A 14,162-nucleotide genomic window follows, 5' to 3' on the forward strand; every position below is an offset into this window, starting at 1 on the left:
ACCGGTCGGTGGAACCGCGCAGGCGCGCAATCAGCGCCTGTGCAATCTGCGACAGCGGCAGCACCTCGTCGGCAGCGCCATGGGCGATGGCCTCGCGCGGCATGCCGAAGACGATACAACTGGCTTCGTCCTGCACGTAGTTGTAGCTGCCTGCGTCGCGCATCTCACGCATGGCAGCAGCGCCATCGCCGCCCATGCCGGTGAGCATGATGCCGTAGGCATTGCGCCCCACCACGGCGGCTGCCGACTTGAACAGCACCTCCACCGAAGGCTTGTGCCGGTTGACCGGCGGGCTGTCATCCACCACCGCTACATAGTTGGCGCCGCTGCGTGCCAGGTAGAACTGCCGCCCCCCCGGCGCAATATAGGCATGGCCGGGCAGAATCCGCTCGCCGTTCACCGCCTCTTTGACCGTGATCTGGCACAGGCTGTTGAGCCTCGCTGCAAAACTGGTGGTGAACCCTGGCGGCATGTGCTGGGTGATCACGATGGCCGGAGAGTCCGCCGGCATATGGATCAGGACCTCGCGGATGGCCTCGGTGCCGCCGGTCGACGCGCCAATGCAGATCACCTTTTCGGTAGAGACGCGCCCCAGCAGAGCCGACGCCGTGGGAGCGGGGGCCGCCGCGGGAGCGGCACCTGCATCGGGGTGGACAATGGCGGCAGCGCTGCGCGCGGGGGCGCGCCGCACATGGGCCACGGCCGCAACGCGGATCTTGTCCACGATCTGAGCCGCCAATTCGTTCAGTCCGCTGGACAGCCCCACGCGTGGCTTGGCGACGAAATCCACGGCCCCCAGTTCGAGCGCCCGCATGGTCACTTCGGCGCCGCGCTCGGTCAGGGTCGAGATCATCACCACGGGCATCGGCCGCAGGCGCATCAAGCGCCCCAGGAAGTCGATGCCGTCCATGCGCGGCATCTCCACATCGAGCGTGATCACGTCGGGATTTTTCTCGCGGATCATCTCGCGCGCAATCAGCGGGTCGTTGGCCGTGCCGATGCACTCCATGTCGCTCTGGCGGTTGATGATCTCCGACAGCAGGCTGCGCACCAATGCCGAATCGTCCACCACGATCACCCTGATCTTGCCGCTCATGCCTTTCAAATCCTTGCTGTGTTGTTAGTGCCGCCGATCAGAACAGATCCACGGAGCCTCCGCTGGTGGCGCGCGCCACGGTAGCTGCGTTGCCGCGCACCACTTCCTGCTCCAGCGTTTCGGGATGGGCATGCGCCAGGCGCTTGACCATCACCTTGCCCGTCACCGGAAAGAACACCACTTTGCGCGGATAGATGTCGAGCACGTCCTCCGACACCACCGGAATGCGCTCCGTAGCCAGATAGTCTTGCACAAAGCGGGTGTTGCGCTCGCCCACGTTGAGCGTGGTGAAGTTGTGCATCACCTGGGCACCGCCGAAGATCTTGGCCTGCAGCGTCTCGCGGCGAGCGCCCAGCTTCATCATCTCATTGATGAGCAGTTCCATGGCGTAGGAACCGTACCGGCCCGACGCATCGGCGCTGTCCCCCTCGGGCAGCATGAAGTGGTTCATGCCTCCCACGCGCATGCGGCTGTCCCACAGGCAGGCGGCAATGCACGATCCCAGCACCGTCATGATGGCCAGGCTGTCGTGCGAGACAAAAAACTCGCCTGGCAAGACCTTCACCGCGTTGTGCTGGAAATGGTGATCGAAAAAGAAGAACGATGCCTCACCCGGCCTGCGCGGACAGGCCTTGAGCTCCTGGAGCGTCATGGCAGGCGCGGTACCTGCGGAGGCATTCACAGGCAGAGGCGTGATGCGGGGCGTGCGCCGGCGCTCCAGGCCCCCGCCCGGCAAGGCAGAGGGCCGTGGATCAGCTCCGGGTGTGATGCTCATGGATGGCCAGCGCCTCGCGGTAGGTCAAAAATGCCCGCATCAGATGCGTTCGTACACCGTCTTGCCCCGCAGGGCAAAAAGGTCGCGCGAATCGCTGAAGTTCTCGGCATGTCCCACGAACAGCATGCCGCCGGGCTTGAGCACACGGTGGATGCGCTCCAGCACCCGTCGCTGGGTGGGGCCGTCAAAATAAATCATCACGTTGCGGCAAAAGACCACGTCGAAGGGCTCGCGGAACGGCCAGTCGTCGCGGATCAGGTTCACGCTCAGGAACTCGATGGGTTTGCGCAACTCGGGGCGCACACGTGCCAGCCCGGCGTTGCCGCCCTTGCCGCGCAGAAAGAAGCGCTGCAGACGCTCTTGGCTCAAGCCCTTCAGACCGTCGAGGCGATAGACCCCGCGGGCGGCCGTGGCCAGCACCCGCGAATCGATGTCGCTGGCCGTCAGCTTGAAAGACGCGTTGTTGCCCAGGGTTTCCAGGACGGTCATGGCGATCGAGTAAGGTTCTTCGCCGGTCGAAGCCGCATTGCACCAGATGTTCCATGGCCCGGCAGAGCGCATGCGCAGCAGCGACGCCAGGATCTCGAAATGGTGTTGCTCGCGAAAGAACGCCGTGAGGTTGGTGGTCAGGGCGTTCACGAACTCCTGCCACTCCGGCCCGTCGTGGCCTTCCAGCCAGCTCAGGTACTCATGAAAGCTGTCGTACCCGGTATCGCGCAAGCGGCGCGACAGGCGGCTGTACACCATGGCGTGCTTGCCATCATGCAGGCTGATGCCGGCGCGCTGGTAGATCAGGGACTGCACCCGCGCGAAGTCCTGATGGGTCCAGGCGAACTCGCGCCCTTCGCCACTCTCGGCCACGGGAGCAGCAGCCCCCGCAGCGGGGCGGGCCGGGCGCCGTGGCGCGGCGGTGGGGCTGGCGGTCAGGCTCATGGCGCGCTCGTCAACGTGTGTATAGCGGGAAGGCTGCGGCTCGCCGCATCAGTCCCCGGCCATGGCAAGGCCCATGTCCATGCCGGCCATGAGTTTTTCAATGTCCAGCAGGATGAGCATGCGGTCGCCCACCGAGCCAAGCCCGCGGATGCACTGCGCGTCGATGGAGCTCTCGATGTCCGGGGCCGTGCGTACCTGCTCGGGCGTCAGCTCCATCACGTCGCTCACGGAATCCACCACGATGCCCACCACCCGCTCGCGCAGGTTCAGGATGATGACGACCGTGAAGCTGTTGTACTCGGCCTGCGCACAGTTGAAGCGCAGCCGCATGTCCACGATCGGCACGATGGTGCCTCGCAGGTTGGTCACCCCTTTGATGAAAGCCGGCGCATGGGCGATGCGCGTGGGGTTTTCATAGCCGCGGATTTCCTGCACCTTGAGGATGTCGATGCCGTATTCCTCCTGGCCCAGGCGGAACGTCAGGTATTCCCTCGCGCCCGCAGCCGTGGTCTCTGCGCCCTTGTCCACCAGACTCATGCCCTCACTCCTCGTCGTTCAGCGTTTCGCAATTCAGTGGCGCGCACGGCGCACCAGGGCAGCCGTGTCCAGAATCAAGGCCACGGTGCCATCCCCCAGAATGGTGGCGCCCGACACGTTGGGCACCTTGCGGTAGTTGGTCTCCAGGTTCTTCACCACCACCTGATGCTGCCCCAGCAGTTCGTCGACCAGCACCGCCACGCGGCTGCCATCGGCCTCCACCACCACCATGATGCTGCTGGTGGAATTCGCGTCGGGGCGCGGCACCTGGAAGATCTTCTCCAGCGCCACCACGGGCATGTATTCGTCGCGCACCTTCACCAGTTGGGAGCCCTGGGCCACGGTGTTCACTTCGCCACCGTTGACCTGGAACGACTCCACCACCGACGACAGCGGCAGGATGTACACCTCGTCGCTCACGCCCACCGACATGCCGTCCATGATGGCCAGCGTCAGCGGTAGGCGCACGGACACACGCATGCCGTAGCCTTCAGCGGAATCAATCTCCACCGAACCGCCCAGCGCGGTGATGTTGCGCTTGACCACGTCCATGCCCACGCCGCGGCCCGAGACATCGGTCACCACATCCGCCGTGGAGAACCCGGGCGCGAAGATCAGGTTCCAGACCTCGCTGTCGGGCATGGAGTCGGAAACATCCAGCCCACGCTCGCGCGCCTTCTTGAGGATCTTCTCGCGCGACATGCCCTTGCCGTCGTCGCGCACCTCGATCACGATGGAGCCCCCCTGGTGCGATGCCGACAGCGTGATGGTGCCGTGTTCTGGCTTGCCCGCAGCCAGGCGGTCGGCGGGCATCTCGATGCCGTGGTCGCAGCTGTTGCGCACCAGGTGGGTCAGCGGGTCGGTGATCTTCTCGACCAGGCTCTTGTCCAGTTCGGTCGCCTCGCCGTGGGTGACGAAATCCACCTTCTTGCCCAGCTTGCCCGCCAAGTCACGCAGCATGCGCGGGAATCGGTTGAACACGATCGACATGGGAATCATGCGGATCGACATCACGGATTCCTGCAGGTCGCGCGTGTTGCGGTCCAGGTCGGCCAGGCCTGCCAGCAGTTGCTGGTAGACGCCCGCATCCAGGCCACGGCTGTTCTGCGCCAGCATGGCCTGGGTGATGACCAGTTCGCCCACCAGGTTGATGAGCTGATCCACCTTGCTCACCGCCACGCGGATGGTGGACGATTCCATGGAGGCCTGCGCGCCGCCCTTGGCCTCGGCGGAGGCGGCACGCGCGGCGGGCCGCTCAGCAGCACTGGCCGGTGCGGCGGCAGGAGCGGCCTCGACAGGCACGCCCGGCGCGCCGGCAAAGAAGCCGTACGGCTCGGCCAGGGCCGCAGCGGATGGCTCCAGCGGCTCATGGGCCTCTTGCGCGGCAGGCGCCGCGGAGGTCGCCGCGTCGTGGATGGCCACCTGCTCCTTCGCCACATGGAATGCGAACAGGTCCAGCAGATCCTCGTCCGTGGACGTGGTCTGCACTGCGAACCGGCGCATGCCGGGGCGGTCTTCCGGCAGATCGTTGATGCTGCCCAAGCCCGGGATGTCGCGGAACAGGTCCTTGATCGCATCGGCCAATGTCACCTGGGCCAATGGACCGATGTGGATCTCCAGCGAGCGAGCGCCGCCGGGGACCGCCGCAGCGGGCACCACCGGCGCCACCGCGGGCGTGGGCGCAGGTGCCGCAGCAACCACAGGCGCTGGAGCGGGTACCGCTGCGGCGGGCGCTGCCGCTGGCACGGCGCCGGCTGCCAGTTCGCTGATGCGGCGCACGAGGTCATGCGTGGAAACCGCCTCACCCTGCCCGCCCGCCTGATGGCGTGCCAGCAGGCTGCGCGAGGCGTCCGCCGACTCCAGCAGCACGTCCACCATCTGCGGGATCAGCTGCAGTTCGTGGCGACGCAGCCGGTCCAGCAGCGATTCCATTTGGTGCGTGAGTTCCGCCACATCCGAAAAACCGAAGGTGGCCGAGCCGCCCTTGATGGAATGCGCGCAGCGGAAGATGCCGTTCAGCTCTTCGTCGTTGGCGGCATCCACGTCCAGGTCCAGCAACATCTGCTCCATCTGGTCCAGGTTCTCGCCGGCCTCTTCGAAGAAGATCTGATAGAACTGGCTGAGGTCAAAGTCCGCGCCTGCGCCCTCTTGGTAGGTATCCGCCATGGTCCCGAGTTCCTGTGTGCTACGTCGTAGGTGTTGGTGTGGCCGGCGCGATCAGCGGATGACCTTTTGGATCACTTCGATGAGGCGCGTGGGGTCGAACGGCTTGACCAGCCAGCCGGTGGCGCCCGCGCTGCGGCCGGCCTGCTTCATCTGGTCGCTGGATTCCGTCGTGAGGATGAGGATGGGAATGCTCTTGAAGCGCGGATGCTCGCGCAGCTTGCGCGTGAGGCCGATGCCGTCCAGGCGCGGCATGTTCTGGTCGGCCAGCACCAGATGGATGTCGTGGGTCTCGGCCTTTTCCAGCGCGTCCTGGCCATCCACCGCTTCCACCACGTGGTACCCCGCTCCGGTGAGCGTGAAGGAAACCATTTTCCGCATGGACGGAGAATCATCGACCGCAAGAATGGACTGCATGTAAAGCTCCAACGACTTTTGATTTGAATAAGGTTAATGGGTTGGGAGATACGGGAACCGCGCCTGGATCAGAACAGCTCGATCGAGCCGGCCTCCATCTCGCTTTGCGTGACAGGGTTGGGCCGATCGGGCACCACGCCCTCCAGCGGCGCGGCGTCCTCCCCCTCTTCTTGTCCCATGGTCTCGGCCGCCAGGCGAAAGGCGCATCCCTGCAACACCTTGGTAGTGTGGATGATGAGCTGGGTCGCCATGTCGTGAAACTGCAACTCCGTCACTGCACTGCGCAAGGCGGTGCGCAAATCGGCCAGCTCTGCCGACGCGCCGATGAGCTCATCCGTCAGCGAGGCGTTGGCCTCGCCGAAACGCGCGAGCAGGTTCTCGGTGGCGTGGTTGAGCAGCCCTTCCAGCCGGTGCAGGTCGTGCATGGCCATCAGCAGGGAATCCTGCAACTCGGCCGCCACCATGACGGGCACCTGCACGGCAGGCCCATCTGGCGTATTTAGCGTAGATTGCATCGTTTCTCCATTGCTGCTGGCGCACAGCCGGCGGCACCATCGTCCGGGGCCCAATCCTGCCGCCTGTGCTGCAGCATTACGGCATCCGTTGTACCGCGCCACAGGCTGGAATGACCGTTTCGGGCCCAATTTGTTCCAATATGTATCCTATGATACCCACTCCCACCGATCTTGAGGTCCCGAAAAGACCCGTGCGAGTGCTGCATCTCGAGGACTCAACCGCCGACCACGCGCTGGTGCGGCTGACGCTGCGGCGCGCCGGGCTGTCCCATGAGATCCACCAAGTGGACTCCCTGGAGGCCTTCACCGGGTGGCTGGAGCGGGAATCGTTCGACGTGATCCTGGCGGACTACCGCCTGCCCGGCTTCACGGCGCTGGATGCCTGGCGCATCGTGGACCAATGCCCGGGGCACCCGCCCTTCGTGCTGTTGTCCGGCGCGATCGGCGAGGCTGCGGCGGTGGACGCCATGCGGCTGGGCTTTGCCGACTACCTGCTCAAGGACGACATGGCGCGCCTGCCGCATGTGCTGGCGCGAGCGATGGAGGTCGCGCAGGCCCGCCGCGCGCGCGAGGAGGCCGCGGCCGAGTTGGCCGAGTCCCGGCAGCAGTTGGCCGACCTGGCCGAGCACCTGCAGACCTCCATCGAGGAGGAGCGCGCCGCCATCGCGCGCGAGATCCATGACGACATCGGCGGCGCTCTGGCCGCGGTGAAGTTCGACCTGGCGTGGATCGGCCGCCACGCCGGTGAGGACGGCCTGCGCGAGCATGCCAGCACCGCCACCGAGATGCTGCAGCACGCCATCGACGCGGCACAGCGCCTCATGATGAACCTGCGCCCGCCCGTGCTGGACCAGGGCCTCGTCGCCGCCGTGCGCTGGCTGGCCGAGACCTTCGAGCGCCGCACGCGCATCCCCGTGCGCGTCACCGCCAGCCGCGAGGCGCTGGACGTGCCGCCCGCGCTGCAACTGGTGGCCTACCGCACCGCGCAAGAGGCGCTGACCAACGTGCAAAAGCACGCGCAGGCCGGCCACGTGCGCATCGATCTGTCGGACCACGAGGACGTGCTGACGCTGGAGGTGGCCGACGACGGCCGCGGCATGGCGCCCGAGATGCGCAAGAAGCCCCGCTCCTTCGGCCTGCAGGGCCTGCAGGAGCGCGCGCGGCGCGCGGGCGGCTGGCTGGACATCAGCAGCCGGCCGGGGCATGGCACGTCGGTGATCATGACCGTGCCGCTAACATCGCCCGCAGGCAAAGCAGGAGATGTGCAGTGATCCAGGTGGTGCTATGCGATGACCATGCCGTGCTGCGGCGCGGCATACGCGACACGCTGACCGAGTCGCCCGATATCCACGTGACCGGCGAGGCCGGCAGTTATCCCGAGTTGCGCGAGGTGCTGCGCACGGCCGCCTGCGACGTGCTGCTGCTGGACCTGAACCTGCCCGGGCGCAGCGGCCTGGAGGTGATGGCCAGCGTGAAGGAGACGCACCCGGACATCAAGGTGCTGATCGTCTCGATGTATCCCGAGGACCAGTACGCGCTGCGCTGCCTGAAGGCCGGGGCGCACGGCTACGCCAACAAGGCGGGCGACCCGGTGCAGCTCATCGCCGCGGTGCAGACCATCGTGCAGGGACGCAAGTACCTCACGCCCGAGGTGGCGCAGTTGCTGGCCGACAGCCTGGCGCAGCCCACGCTTGAGCTGCCGCATGAATCGCTGTCGGAGCGCGAGCTGCAGACGCTGGTGAAGATCGCCTCGGGCAAGCGCCTGTCGGACATCGCCGAGGAGCTGATGCTCAGCCCCAAGACCGTGAGCGTGTACCGCGCGCGGGTGCTGGAAAAGCTCAAGCTGGCCAACAACGCGGAGCTGACGGTGTACGCGATCCGCAATCGGTTGGTATGAAAACAATAGCTACTACCGCTTGATACACAAGCATTTCAATATATTTTGATATTGGGAATGGCTTGCAGCAAGCGCTGGCAGCTCTCTTTTTTGACCGGCTAACGCGGCGCGGCGAACAGGTCGATGGACTGCTGCAGCAGCGCCAGCATGGGTTGCTCCAGCATCGGCAGCGTGGCCGTGATGCCCAGCATGCCCACCGTGAGCGTGACCGGGAAGCCCACGGCATAGATGTTCATCTGCGGCGCCACGCGCGAGATGATGCCCAGGGTCAGGTTCACAAACAGCAGCAGCGCAATCATGGGCAGCGCGATCCACAAGGCGCTGGAGAACAGCGACGCGCCCAGCTCGTGCAGCCGCATCTGCCCGATGGCCTGCAGAAAGTTGCCGCCCACGGGGAAGCTGTCGAAACTCTTGACCACGGCCATCAACACCATCAGGTGGCCGTTGATCACCACGAACAGCAGCATGGAGATGTTGCCGAAGAAGCGCGCCACCGCGCTCACCTGCGCATTGCTCGCGGGGTCAAAGAACGAGGCAAAGTTCAGGCCCATCTGCAGGCCGATGATTTCGCCGGCCAGTTCCACGGCCGCGAACACCAGACGCACCGCAAAGCCCATCGCCAGGCCAATCCCCACCTGCTGCACCACCGCGCCCGCAGCCTCGCGGCTATTCAGGCTGATGACCGGCTGCTCGGGCAGCACAGCCTGCGCGCACACCGCCACCAAAAAGGCCAGCCCGATGCGCGTGCGCACCGGGATCACGCGCATCGAGAACACCGGCGCCGACGTGAACAGCGCCAGCACGCGCAGGAACGGCCACAGCACCGGCGACAGCCAGGCCATGATCTGCGCCTCGGTGAAAGTGATCAAGATGCCTACCCGACGACGGACGGAATGGCCTCGATTGTGCGGCGCAGGAAGTCCACCAGCGTGGTCAGCATCCACGGCCCGGCGATCGCGAACACCACCACGGCCGCGATCAGCTTGGGCACGAAGGCCAGCGTGGCCTCGTGGATCTGCGTCACGGCCTGGAAGATGCTCACCAGCAGGCCCACGGCCATCACCACGCCCAGCACCGGCATGGAGATCATCAGCAGCAGGGTGAGCGCATCGCGGCCCATGGTGAGCACGAACTGGGAGGTCATGCGGAATCCTTCACGTCGCGAAGCTCGCGGCCAGCGAGCCAATGAGCAGGTTCCAGCCATCGGCCAGCACGAACAGCATGAGCTTGAACGGCAGCGCCACCAGCACCGGCGACAGCATCATCATGCCCAGCGACATGAGCACGCTGGAGACCACCATGTCGATGATCAGGAACGGAATGAAGATCATGAAGCCGATCTGGAAGGCCGACTTCAGCTCGCTGGTCACGAAGGCCGGCACCAGCACGCGCAGCGGCGCGGTCTCGGCCGTCACGCCCTCGTCCAGCTTGGCCAGGCGTGCGAACAGCGCGAAGTCGGACTGGCGCGTCTGCTTGAGCATGAAGCCGCGCATGGGCGCCTCGGCCTTCTGGATGGCCTGCTCGAAGGTGATGGCGTTGGTGGTGTAGGGCACGTAGGCCTCCTGGTACACCTTGTCCAACGTGGGCCCCATGACGAACAGCGTGAGGAACAGCGACAGGCCGATGATGACCTGGTTGGGCGGCGCGGACTGCGTGCCGATGGCCTGGCGCAGCAGCGACAGCACGATCACGATGCGCGTGAAGCCCGTCATCATGAGCAGCACGGCCGGCAGGAACGACAGCGCCGTGAAGAACAGCAGCGTCTGGATGGGCACCGAGTAGCTCGTGCCGCCCGGCCCCGAGCCGATCACCAGCGGCAGCGCGCCCGCGGGCTGCTGCTGCGCCCAGGCGGCGCCCGCCAGCAGCAGGCCTGCCGCACCGGCCGCAATGCCGCGCACGGCCTTATGCATGGCCGGCTCCGCCCGCATGCGCCGGCTGTACGGTCTGCGCGCGCGCGGCCGCCATCTCGGCGGCAAACGAAGGCGCTGGCGCCGACCCCGGCGCTGCAGCCGCCGGCAGTACATGCAGGCAGTTGATCTGCTGCGCGGTCACGCCCAGCACCAGCAGTGTGCGCTGCTGCGGCGGGCCGACCTCCACGGTCACCACGCGCTGCTGCGGCCCCACGGCCACCGCCGAAAGCACACGCGAGGCGCCTCCCGCATGGGCCTGCAAGCCGGCTTGGCGCTGCTGCAGCCGGCGAATCAGCCACGGCAAGGCCGCCAGCGCGCCGACGAACAGCACCACCAGCAGCAGCGTCTGCGTCATACCCACGCTATCCACGGCTGACGCGGCGCAGCCGCTCCGAAGGCGTGACCACGTCGGTCAGGCGGATACCGAACTTGTCGTTCACCACCACCACTTCGCCCTGGGCGATGAGGTAGCCGTTGACCAGCACGTCCATGGGCTCGCCGGCCAGCGCGTCCAGCTCCACCACCGAGCCCTGGGCCAGCTGTAGGATGTATTTGATCGGCACCTTGGTGCGGCCCAGTTCCACCGACAGCTGCACCGGAATGTCCAGCACCATGTTGATGTCGTGCACCTGCGGCTCGCCGCCGGCGGCATAGGGGCGCGCGGGCTCGCCCGACAACGGGCCTCCCTGCTCGGCATCGATGGTCTGCCCGTCGACGCGCTTTTGCTCTTCCAGTGCCTCGGCCCAGCCGGCAAACGGGTCGTCCGCAGCGGACCCGCCAGAGTTGTCGTTGTTGTCGGATTCAGTTGACATTCTTTTCTCCCATCCAGTGCGCTTCGGCACCGCGCAGGCATTCCTCGATGCGGATCGCGTACTTGGAGTTGTGCGTGCCGTACTGGCACTCGAAAACGGGCACCCCCTCGATGGAGGCGCGGATGCGCGGCTCGCGCTCCAGTTCGATGAAGTCGCCCGGCTTCATGGCCAGCAGTTGCTCCACCGTGGCGTCGGCGCGCGCCAGCTCGGCCACCAGGGTGACCTCGGCGGCCTGGATCTCGCGCGTGAGCACGCGCACCCAGCGCCGGTCCACCTCGATCGCGTCACCCTGCACCGACGAGTACAGCACGTCGCGGATGGGCTCCAGCGTGGCATACGGCATGCAGATGTGGATCGCGCCGGCCAGGTCGCCGATCTCCAGCTGGAAGGCGGTGGACACCACGATCTCGCTGGGCGTGGCGATGTTGGCGAACTGCGGCTGCATCTCCGAGCGCTGGTAGGCCAGCTCCAGGGGGTAGATGCCTTGCCAGGCCTTCTTGTACTCTGCGCAGATCACGTCCACCAGGCGGTTGATCACGCGCTGTTCGGTGGCCGAGAAGTCACGCCCTTCGATGCGGGTCTGGAACTTGCCCACGCCGCCGTACAGCGTGTCGATGATGCCGAACACGAGCGACGGTTCGCACACGACCAGGCCGCTGCCGCGCAGCGGACGAATAGCGACGATGTTGAAGTTGGTCGGCACCACCAGCTCGCGCAGGAAGGCGCTGTAGCGCTGCACCGACACGGTGCCCACGGAGATCTCAGGGCTGCGGCGGATGAAATTGAACAGGCCGATGCGGAAGTTGCGCGCAAACCGCTCGTTGACGATTTCCATCGTCGGCATGCGGCCGCGCACGATGCGCTCCTGGCTGGAGATGTCGTAGTTGCGGACGGCGCCGGCCTCGATCTCCTCCTTGACGGTCTTCTGGCTTTCGCCCGTCACGCCCTCCAGCAGGGCATCGACTTCTTCCTGGGACAGAAAGGACTCACTCATGGCTGCAACCTTTCCTCACTGGATGATGAAGCTGGAGAACAGCACCTGCCGCACCGGATTGGTGTCGGCGCGGGGACGGGGTTCTTCTTCTTCGACATCCTCGTCCAAGGGATCGCGGCTGGCCGAGCGCTTGCGCGGCTTGGGCACGCTGTAGCCCAGCGGGCGCGACACTTCTCGGCGGATGTCCACCGCCAGCTTCTCCTTGCCCTCGCGCGTCAGCAACTCGTCGGTCGTACGCTGCGACAGCAGCAGCAATACGCCGCTGCGGATGGTGGGCATGTAGGCCTTTACCTGGTCCGCCGTCTTGCCGTCGGCCAGCTCCAGCGTGATGCCCACCTGGGCAAAGCGGTCGCCACCGGGGTCGGCCAGGTTGACCACCATGTTGTCCATGGGCAGGAAGGTGGGAGGTGTCTTGGGCGTGCCTGCCTGGGCGACCGCCCGGCCGCCGCCCTCCTCGTCCTCGGCCGCGTGGCGCTGGGACAGCATCATCCAGGCTGCGGCGCCGCCCGCCACCAGCACCAGGGCGAGAACGGCCAGGATGATGATCAGTTTCTTGCTTTTGGCCGGGGCAGCAGTGTTGTCGGACACGTTGGGGCTTTCTTGCGCAACAAGGGCAGGGGAAGTGGGCTGCGGGCGGCGGGCCGAAAGGCCCTTCCCCGCAGTGATGGCCGATTATTGAACGCCCCGGCACCCGCGAAAGCCCGAATAAGCGCCCAAAACCCGGGTTTTCAGCCGCATGCGCCCGGTGCGCGCCGCTGCCGCCGGTGCCCCCGGTGCGGCACAGGGGCCATCCGGGGGATGCGTCAGACGAAGATATCCACCGAGCGCTCGGCCACGCCCCGTCCGCCGCCGGCCTGCCCCGCAGGCGCGGCGGCCTGCACGGCGGCCTGGCGCGCGCCCGGGCGGCCCTCGTCCCGCCGGCCCTGCCGGTCGGCGGCACCGCCACCCGCCGTGTCCACCGTCACGCCGGCGAGCTGCAGCCCCTCGCGCTGCAGCATCTCCCGCAGCTGGGCCGTGCTGCCGTCCAGCCACTGGCGCGCATCGGCTTGGTCGCTGCGGAAGGTCACATGCGTCTCGTCGCCCGTGAGCGCCACCCTTACCTCCACGGGCCGGCCATCCTGGTCCAGCGTCAGTTCGGCATTCTGGGTTTTCTGGTGCACCCAGTAGGCCACCTGCTCGGCCAACTGATCCGCCAGGGCGTCCTCTGCCCCGGCCATGCCCGCCAGCGTGGCGTCGGCCGACTCCAGCCCGGCCCCCTCGGCAGGTGACCTGAAAGGCTCCGCGCCCGAAGTGCCCGCGGCAGCGTCCGCACCCCGCAGTCCCGCGGGGGTGGCGGCCCCGCCCGCGCCCGCCGCTGCGGAGCCAGGTGCGGCGCCCGAGATGCCCGCGGGGGCTGCCTGCGCAGCCATCCATTCGCCGGGCTGGGCCTGCAACGGCGCACCAGCGACCGGCACGGCGTCGCGCCGCTGCGCGGTCGCATCCACGGCCTGGGACACCTGCGCCGCAAGGTGCGACACCGCATCCGCTGCGTGTTGCAGACCAGAGCGCGCCGCATGGACACCGGCGCGCAAGGCATCCCCTGCGGCGCTGGCGGCGTCCTGTGCCGCAGCCTGCAGTGCCATGCCTTGCGCGCGCCAGGCTGTGCCGCGGCCCGCGGCGCTGCCGGGCCCCGCCATGGAGGCCCCGCCCTGCAGAGCCGCCCGCTCCACTGCGCCGTCCAGCAGGGCGGTCTGCCCCACCAGCGTATCCTGCCCCGCGCGCACCAGGCCCAGGCCCAGGCGGCCGGCCAGGGCATCCGCCTCGGCTGCGATCGACTCACCCGTCCGCTGCGCGAGCGCGGCTCCCGGCTTAAAACCCGCCGCCCAGGCTGCCAGCGCGCCCGCGTCCGGCAGCGCCTCGGGCGACTGCAATGCCTCGCCAGCCACCGCCAGCGTGTCCAGCACCGTGGCCGCGCCCTCGCCGCCGCCCAGAGCGGCCAGCAGCAGGGCAAAGCCGTCGCCCTGCGCTGCCGCCTGGTCGTCGGTGGCACCGCCTGCCTTGGAGGCGCCCCGGGCGCCGCGCGCCTCGTGCGCAGCCGGGGAAGGCGAGGAGGAAATACGGGTCTGTTCCATGG

The 14,162-nt window shown here is 67.1% G+C and carries 17 protein-coding genes (1 of these 17 running past the window's edge); 2 read left to right on the plus strand and 15 right to left on the minus strand.

What is annotated here, in order from left to right; genetic code table 11:
* The 7 genes from PCQ86_RS17665 to PCQ86_RS17695 all read right to left on the minus strand — a co-directional run.
* Positions 1–1,096 carry the 5' portion of a protein-glutamate methylesterase/protein-glutamine glutaminase gene (locus PCQ86_RS17665; protein WP_011806873.1) on the minus strand. It extends 17 nt beyond the left edge of the window, so 1,096 of the gene's 1,113 nt are visible here — the first part of the coding sequence; its start codon is at positions 1,094–1,096; its stop codon lies off the left edge, out of view.
* A gap of 37 nt (positions 1,097–1,133) precedes the next feature.
* On the minus strand, positions 1,134–1,871 hold the full coding sequence (gene cheD / locus PCQ86_RS17670) for a chemoreceptor glutamine deamidase CheD (RefSeq protein WP_196994917.1): 738 nt from the start codon (positions 1,869–1,871) through the stop codon (positions 1,134–1,136).
* A gap of 39 nt (positions 1,872–1,910) precedes the next feature.
* Positions 1,911–2,804 (minus strand): CheR family methyltransferase, encoded by an 894-nt coding sequence (locus PCQ86_RS17675; protein WP_172208667.1) that lies wholly within the window; start codon positions 2,802–2,804, stop codon positions 1,911–1,913.
* A 48-nt stretch (positions 2,805–2,852) separates the two neighbouring features.
* On the minus strand, positions 2,853–3,341 hold the full coding sequence (locus PCQ86_RS17680; protein ID WP_011806876.1) for a chemotaxis protein CheW: 489 nt from the start codon (positions 3,339–3,341) through the stop codon (positions 2,853–2,855).
* A 33-nt stretch (positions 3,342–3,374) separates the two neighbouring features.
* Positions 3,375–5,507 carry a chemotaxis protein CheA gene (locus PCQ86_RS17685; protein WP_270174338.1) on the minus strand — a complete coding sequence of 711 codons (2,133 nt, stop codon included), beginning with the start codon at positions 5,505–5,507 and terminating at the stop codon, positions 3,375–3,377.
* Positions 5,508–5,558: 51 nt separating this feature from the next.
* On the minus strand, positions 5,559–5,921 hold the full coding sequence (locus PCQ86_RS17690; RefSeq protein WP_011806878.1) for a response regulator: 363 nt from the start codon (positions 5,919–5,921) through the stop codon (positions 5,559–5,561).
* Positions 5,922–5,989: 68 nt separating this feature from the next.
* Entirely contained in the window at positions 5,990–6,436 is a 447-nt protein-coding gene (locus PCQ86_RS17695; protein ID WP_015914337.1) for a hypothetical protein, read from the minus strand.
* Between the two features lie 149 nt (positions 6,437–6,585).
* Between PCQ86_RS17695 and PCQ86_RS17700 the strand changes: the two genes are divergently transcribed.
* On the plus strand, positions 6,586–7,707 hold the full coding sequence (locus tag PCQ86_RS17700) for a hybrid sensor histidine kinase/response regulator (RefSeq protein WP_270174339.1): 1,122 nt from the start codon (positions 6,586–6,588) through the stop codon (positions 7,705–7,707).
* Positions 7,704–8,333, plus strand: a complete 630-nt coding sequence (locus PCQ86_RS17705) for a response regulator (protein ID WP_252101919.1) — start codon at positions 7,704–7,706, stop codon at positions 8,331–8,333. The genes PCQ86_RS17700 and PCQ86_RS17705 overlap by 4 nt, the downstream gene beginning before the upstream one ends.
* Before the next feature lie 98 nt (positions 8,334–8,431).
* Here the strand turns inward: PCQ86_RS17705 and fliR are convergent, their stop codons facing one another.
* The 8 genes from fliR to PCQ86_RS17745 all read right to left on the minus strand — a co-directional run bounded on the left by fliR (position 8,432) and on the right by PCQ86_RS17745 (position 14,160).
* A complete protein-coding gene (gene fliR / locus PCQ86_RS17710) occupies positions 8,432–9,202 on the minus strand; it encodes a flagellar biosynthetic protein FliR (protein ID WP_011806882.1) in 771 nt (256 codons plus the stop codon).
* A 5-nt stretch (positions 9,203–9,207) separates the two neighbouring features.
* Complete coding sequence (gene fliQ, locus PCQ86_RS17715; protein WP_015914340.1) at positions 9,208–9,477, minus strand: flagellar biosynthesis protein FliQ; 270 nt, start codon at positions 9,475–9,477, stop codon at positions 9,208–9,210.
* A gap of 10 nt (positions 9,478–9,487) precedes the next feature.
* Entirely contained in the window at positions 9,488–10,243 is a 756-nt protein-coding gene (fliP, locus tag PCQ86_RS17720; RefSeq protein ID WP_011806884.1) for a flagellar type III secretion system pore protein FliP, read from the minus strand.
* A complete protein-coding gene (locus PCQ86_RS17725; RefSeq protein ID WP_270174340.1) occupies positions 10,236–10,598 on the minus strand; it encodes a FliO/MopB family protein in 363 nt (120 codons plus the stop codon). Before PCQ86_RS17725 ends, fliP begins: the two co-directional genes overlap by 8 nt.
* 7 nt (positions 10,599–10,605) lie before the next feature.
* Complete coding sequence (fliN, locus tag PCQ86_RS17730; RefSeq protein ID WP_270174341.1) at positions 10,606–11,055, minus strand: flagellar motor switch protein FliN; 450 nt, start codon at positions 11,053–11,055, stop codon at positions 10,606–10,608.
* Positions 11,045–12,049 carry a flagellar motor switch protein FliM gene (fliM, locus tag PCQ86_RS17735; protein ID WP_011806887.1) on the minus strand — a complete coding sequence of 335 codons (1,005 nt, stop codon included), beginning with the start codon at positions 12,047–12,049 and terminating at the stop codon, positions 11,045–11,047. The genes fliN and fliM overlap by 11 nt, the downstream gene beginning before the upstream one ends.
* A gap of 15 nt (positions 12,050–12,064) precedes the next feature.
* Positions 12,065–12,637, minus strand: a complete 573-nt coding sequence (locus PCQ86_RS17740; RefSeq protein WP_088888282.1) for a flagellar basal body-associated FliL family protein — start codon at positions 12,635–12,637, stop codon at positions 12,065–12,067.
* Positions 12,638–12,852: 215 nt separating this feature from the next.
* The gene (locus PCQ86_RS17745; RefSeq protein WP_270174342.1) at positions 12,853–14,160 is read right to left on the minus strand and encodes a flagellar hook-length control protein FliK; all 1,308 of its coding nucleotides are present in this window, start codon (positions 14,158–14,160) and stop codon (positions 12,853–12,855) included.
* Positions 14,161–14,162: the final 2 nt, after the last annotated feature.

The sequence above is a fragment of the Diaphorobacter sp. ED-3 genome (assembly GCF_027625375.1).
Classification (GTDB): domain Bacteria; phylum Pseudomonadota; class Gammaproteobacteria; order Burkholderiales; family Burkholderiaceae_C; genus Diaphorobacter; species Diaphorobacter nitroreducens.

Coding starts and splice junctions, on each gene's coding strand:
- cheD (WP_196994917.1), bottom strand. CDS start 1,871: ATGAGCATCACACCCGGAGCTGATCCACGGCCCTCTGCCTTGCCGGGC.
- PCQ86_RS17675 (WP_172208667.1), bottom strand. CDS start 2,804: ATGAGCCTGACCGCCAGCCCCACCGCCGCGCCACGGCGCCCGGCCCGC.
- PCQ86_RS17680 (WP_011806876.1), bottom strand. CDS start 3,341: ATGAGTCTGGTGGACAAGGGCGCAGAGACCACGGCTGCGGGCGCGAGG.
- PCQ86_RS17685 (WP_270174338.1), bottom strand. CDS start 5,507: ATGGCGGATACCTACCAAGAGGGCGCAGGCGCGGACTTTGACCTCAGC.
- PCQ86_RS17690 (WP_011806878.1), bottom strand. CDS start 5,921: ATGCAGTCCATTCTTGCGGTCGATGATTCTCCGTCCATGCGGAAAATG.
- PCQ86_RS17695 (WP_015914337.1), bottom strand. CDS start 6,436: ATGCAATCTACGCTAAATACGCCAGATGGGCCTGCCGTGCAGGTGCCC.
- PCQ86_RS17700 (WP_270174339.1), top strand. CDS start 6,586: ATGATACCCACTCCCACCGATCTTGAGGTCCCGAAAAGACCCGTGCGA.
- fliQ (WP_015914340.1), bottom strand. CDS start 9,477: ATGACCTCCCAGTTCGTGCTCACCATGGGCCGCGATGCGCTCACCCTG.
- fliP (WP_011806884.1), bottom strand. CDS start 10,243: ATGCATAAGGCCGTGCGCGGCATTGCGGCCGGTGCGGCAGGCCTGCTG.
- PCQ86_RS17725 (WP_270174340.1), bottom strand. CDS start 10,598: ATGACGCAGACGCTGCTGCTGGTGGTGCTGTTCGTCGGCGCGCTGGCG.
- fliN (WP_270174341.1), bottom strand. CDS start 11,055: ATGTCAACTGAATCCGACAACAACGACAACTCTGGCGGGTCCGCTGCG.
- fliM (WP_011806887.1), bottom strand. CDS start 12,049: ATGAGTGAGTCCTTTCTGTCCCAGGAAGAAGTCGATGCCCTGCTGGAG.
- PCQ86_RS17745 (WP_270174342.1), bottom strand. CDS start 14,160: ATGGAACAGACCCGTATTTCCTCCTCGCCTTCCCCGGCTGCGCACGAG.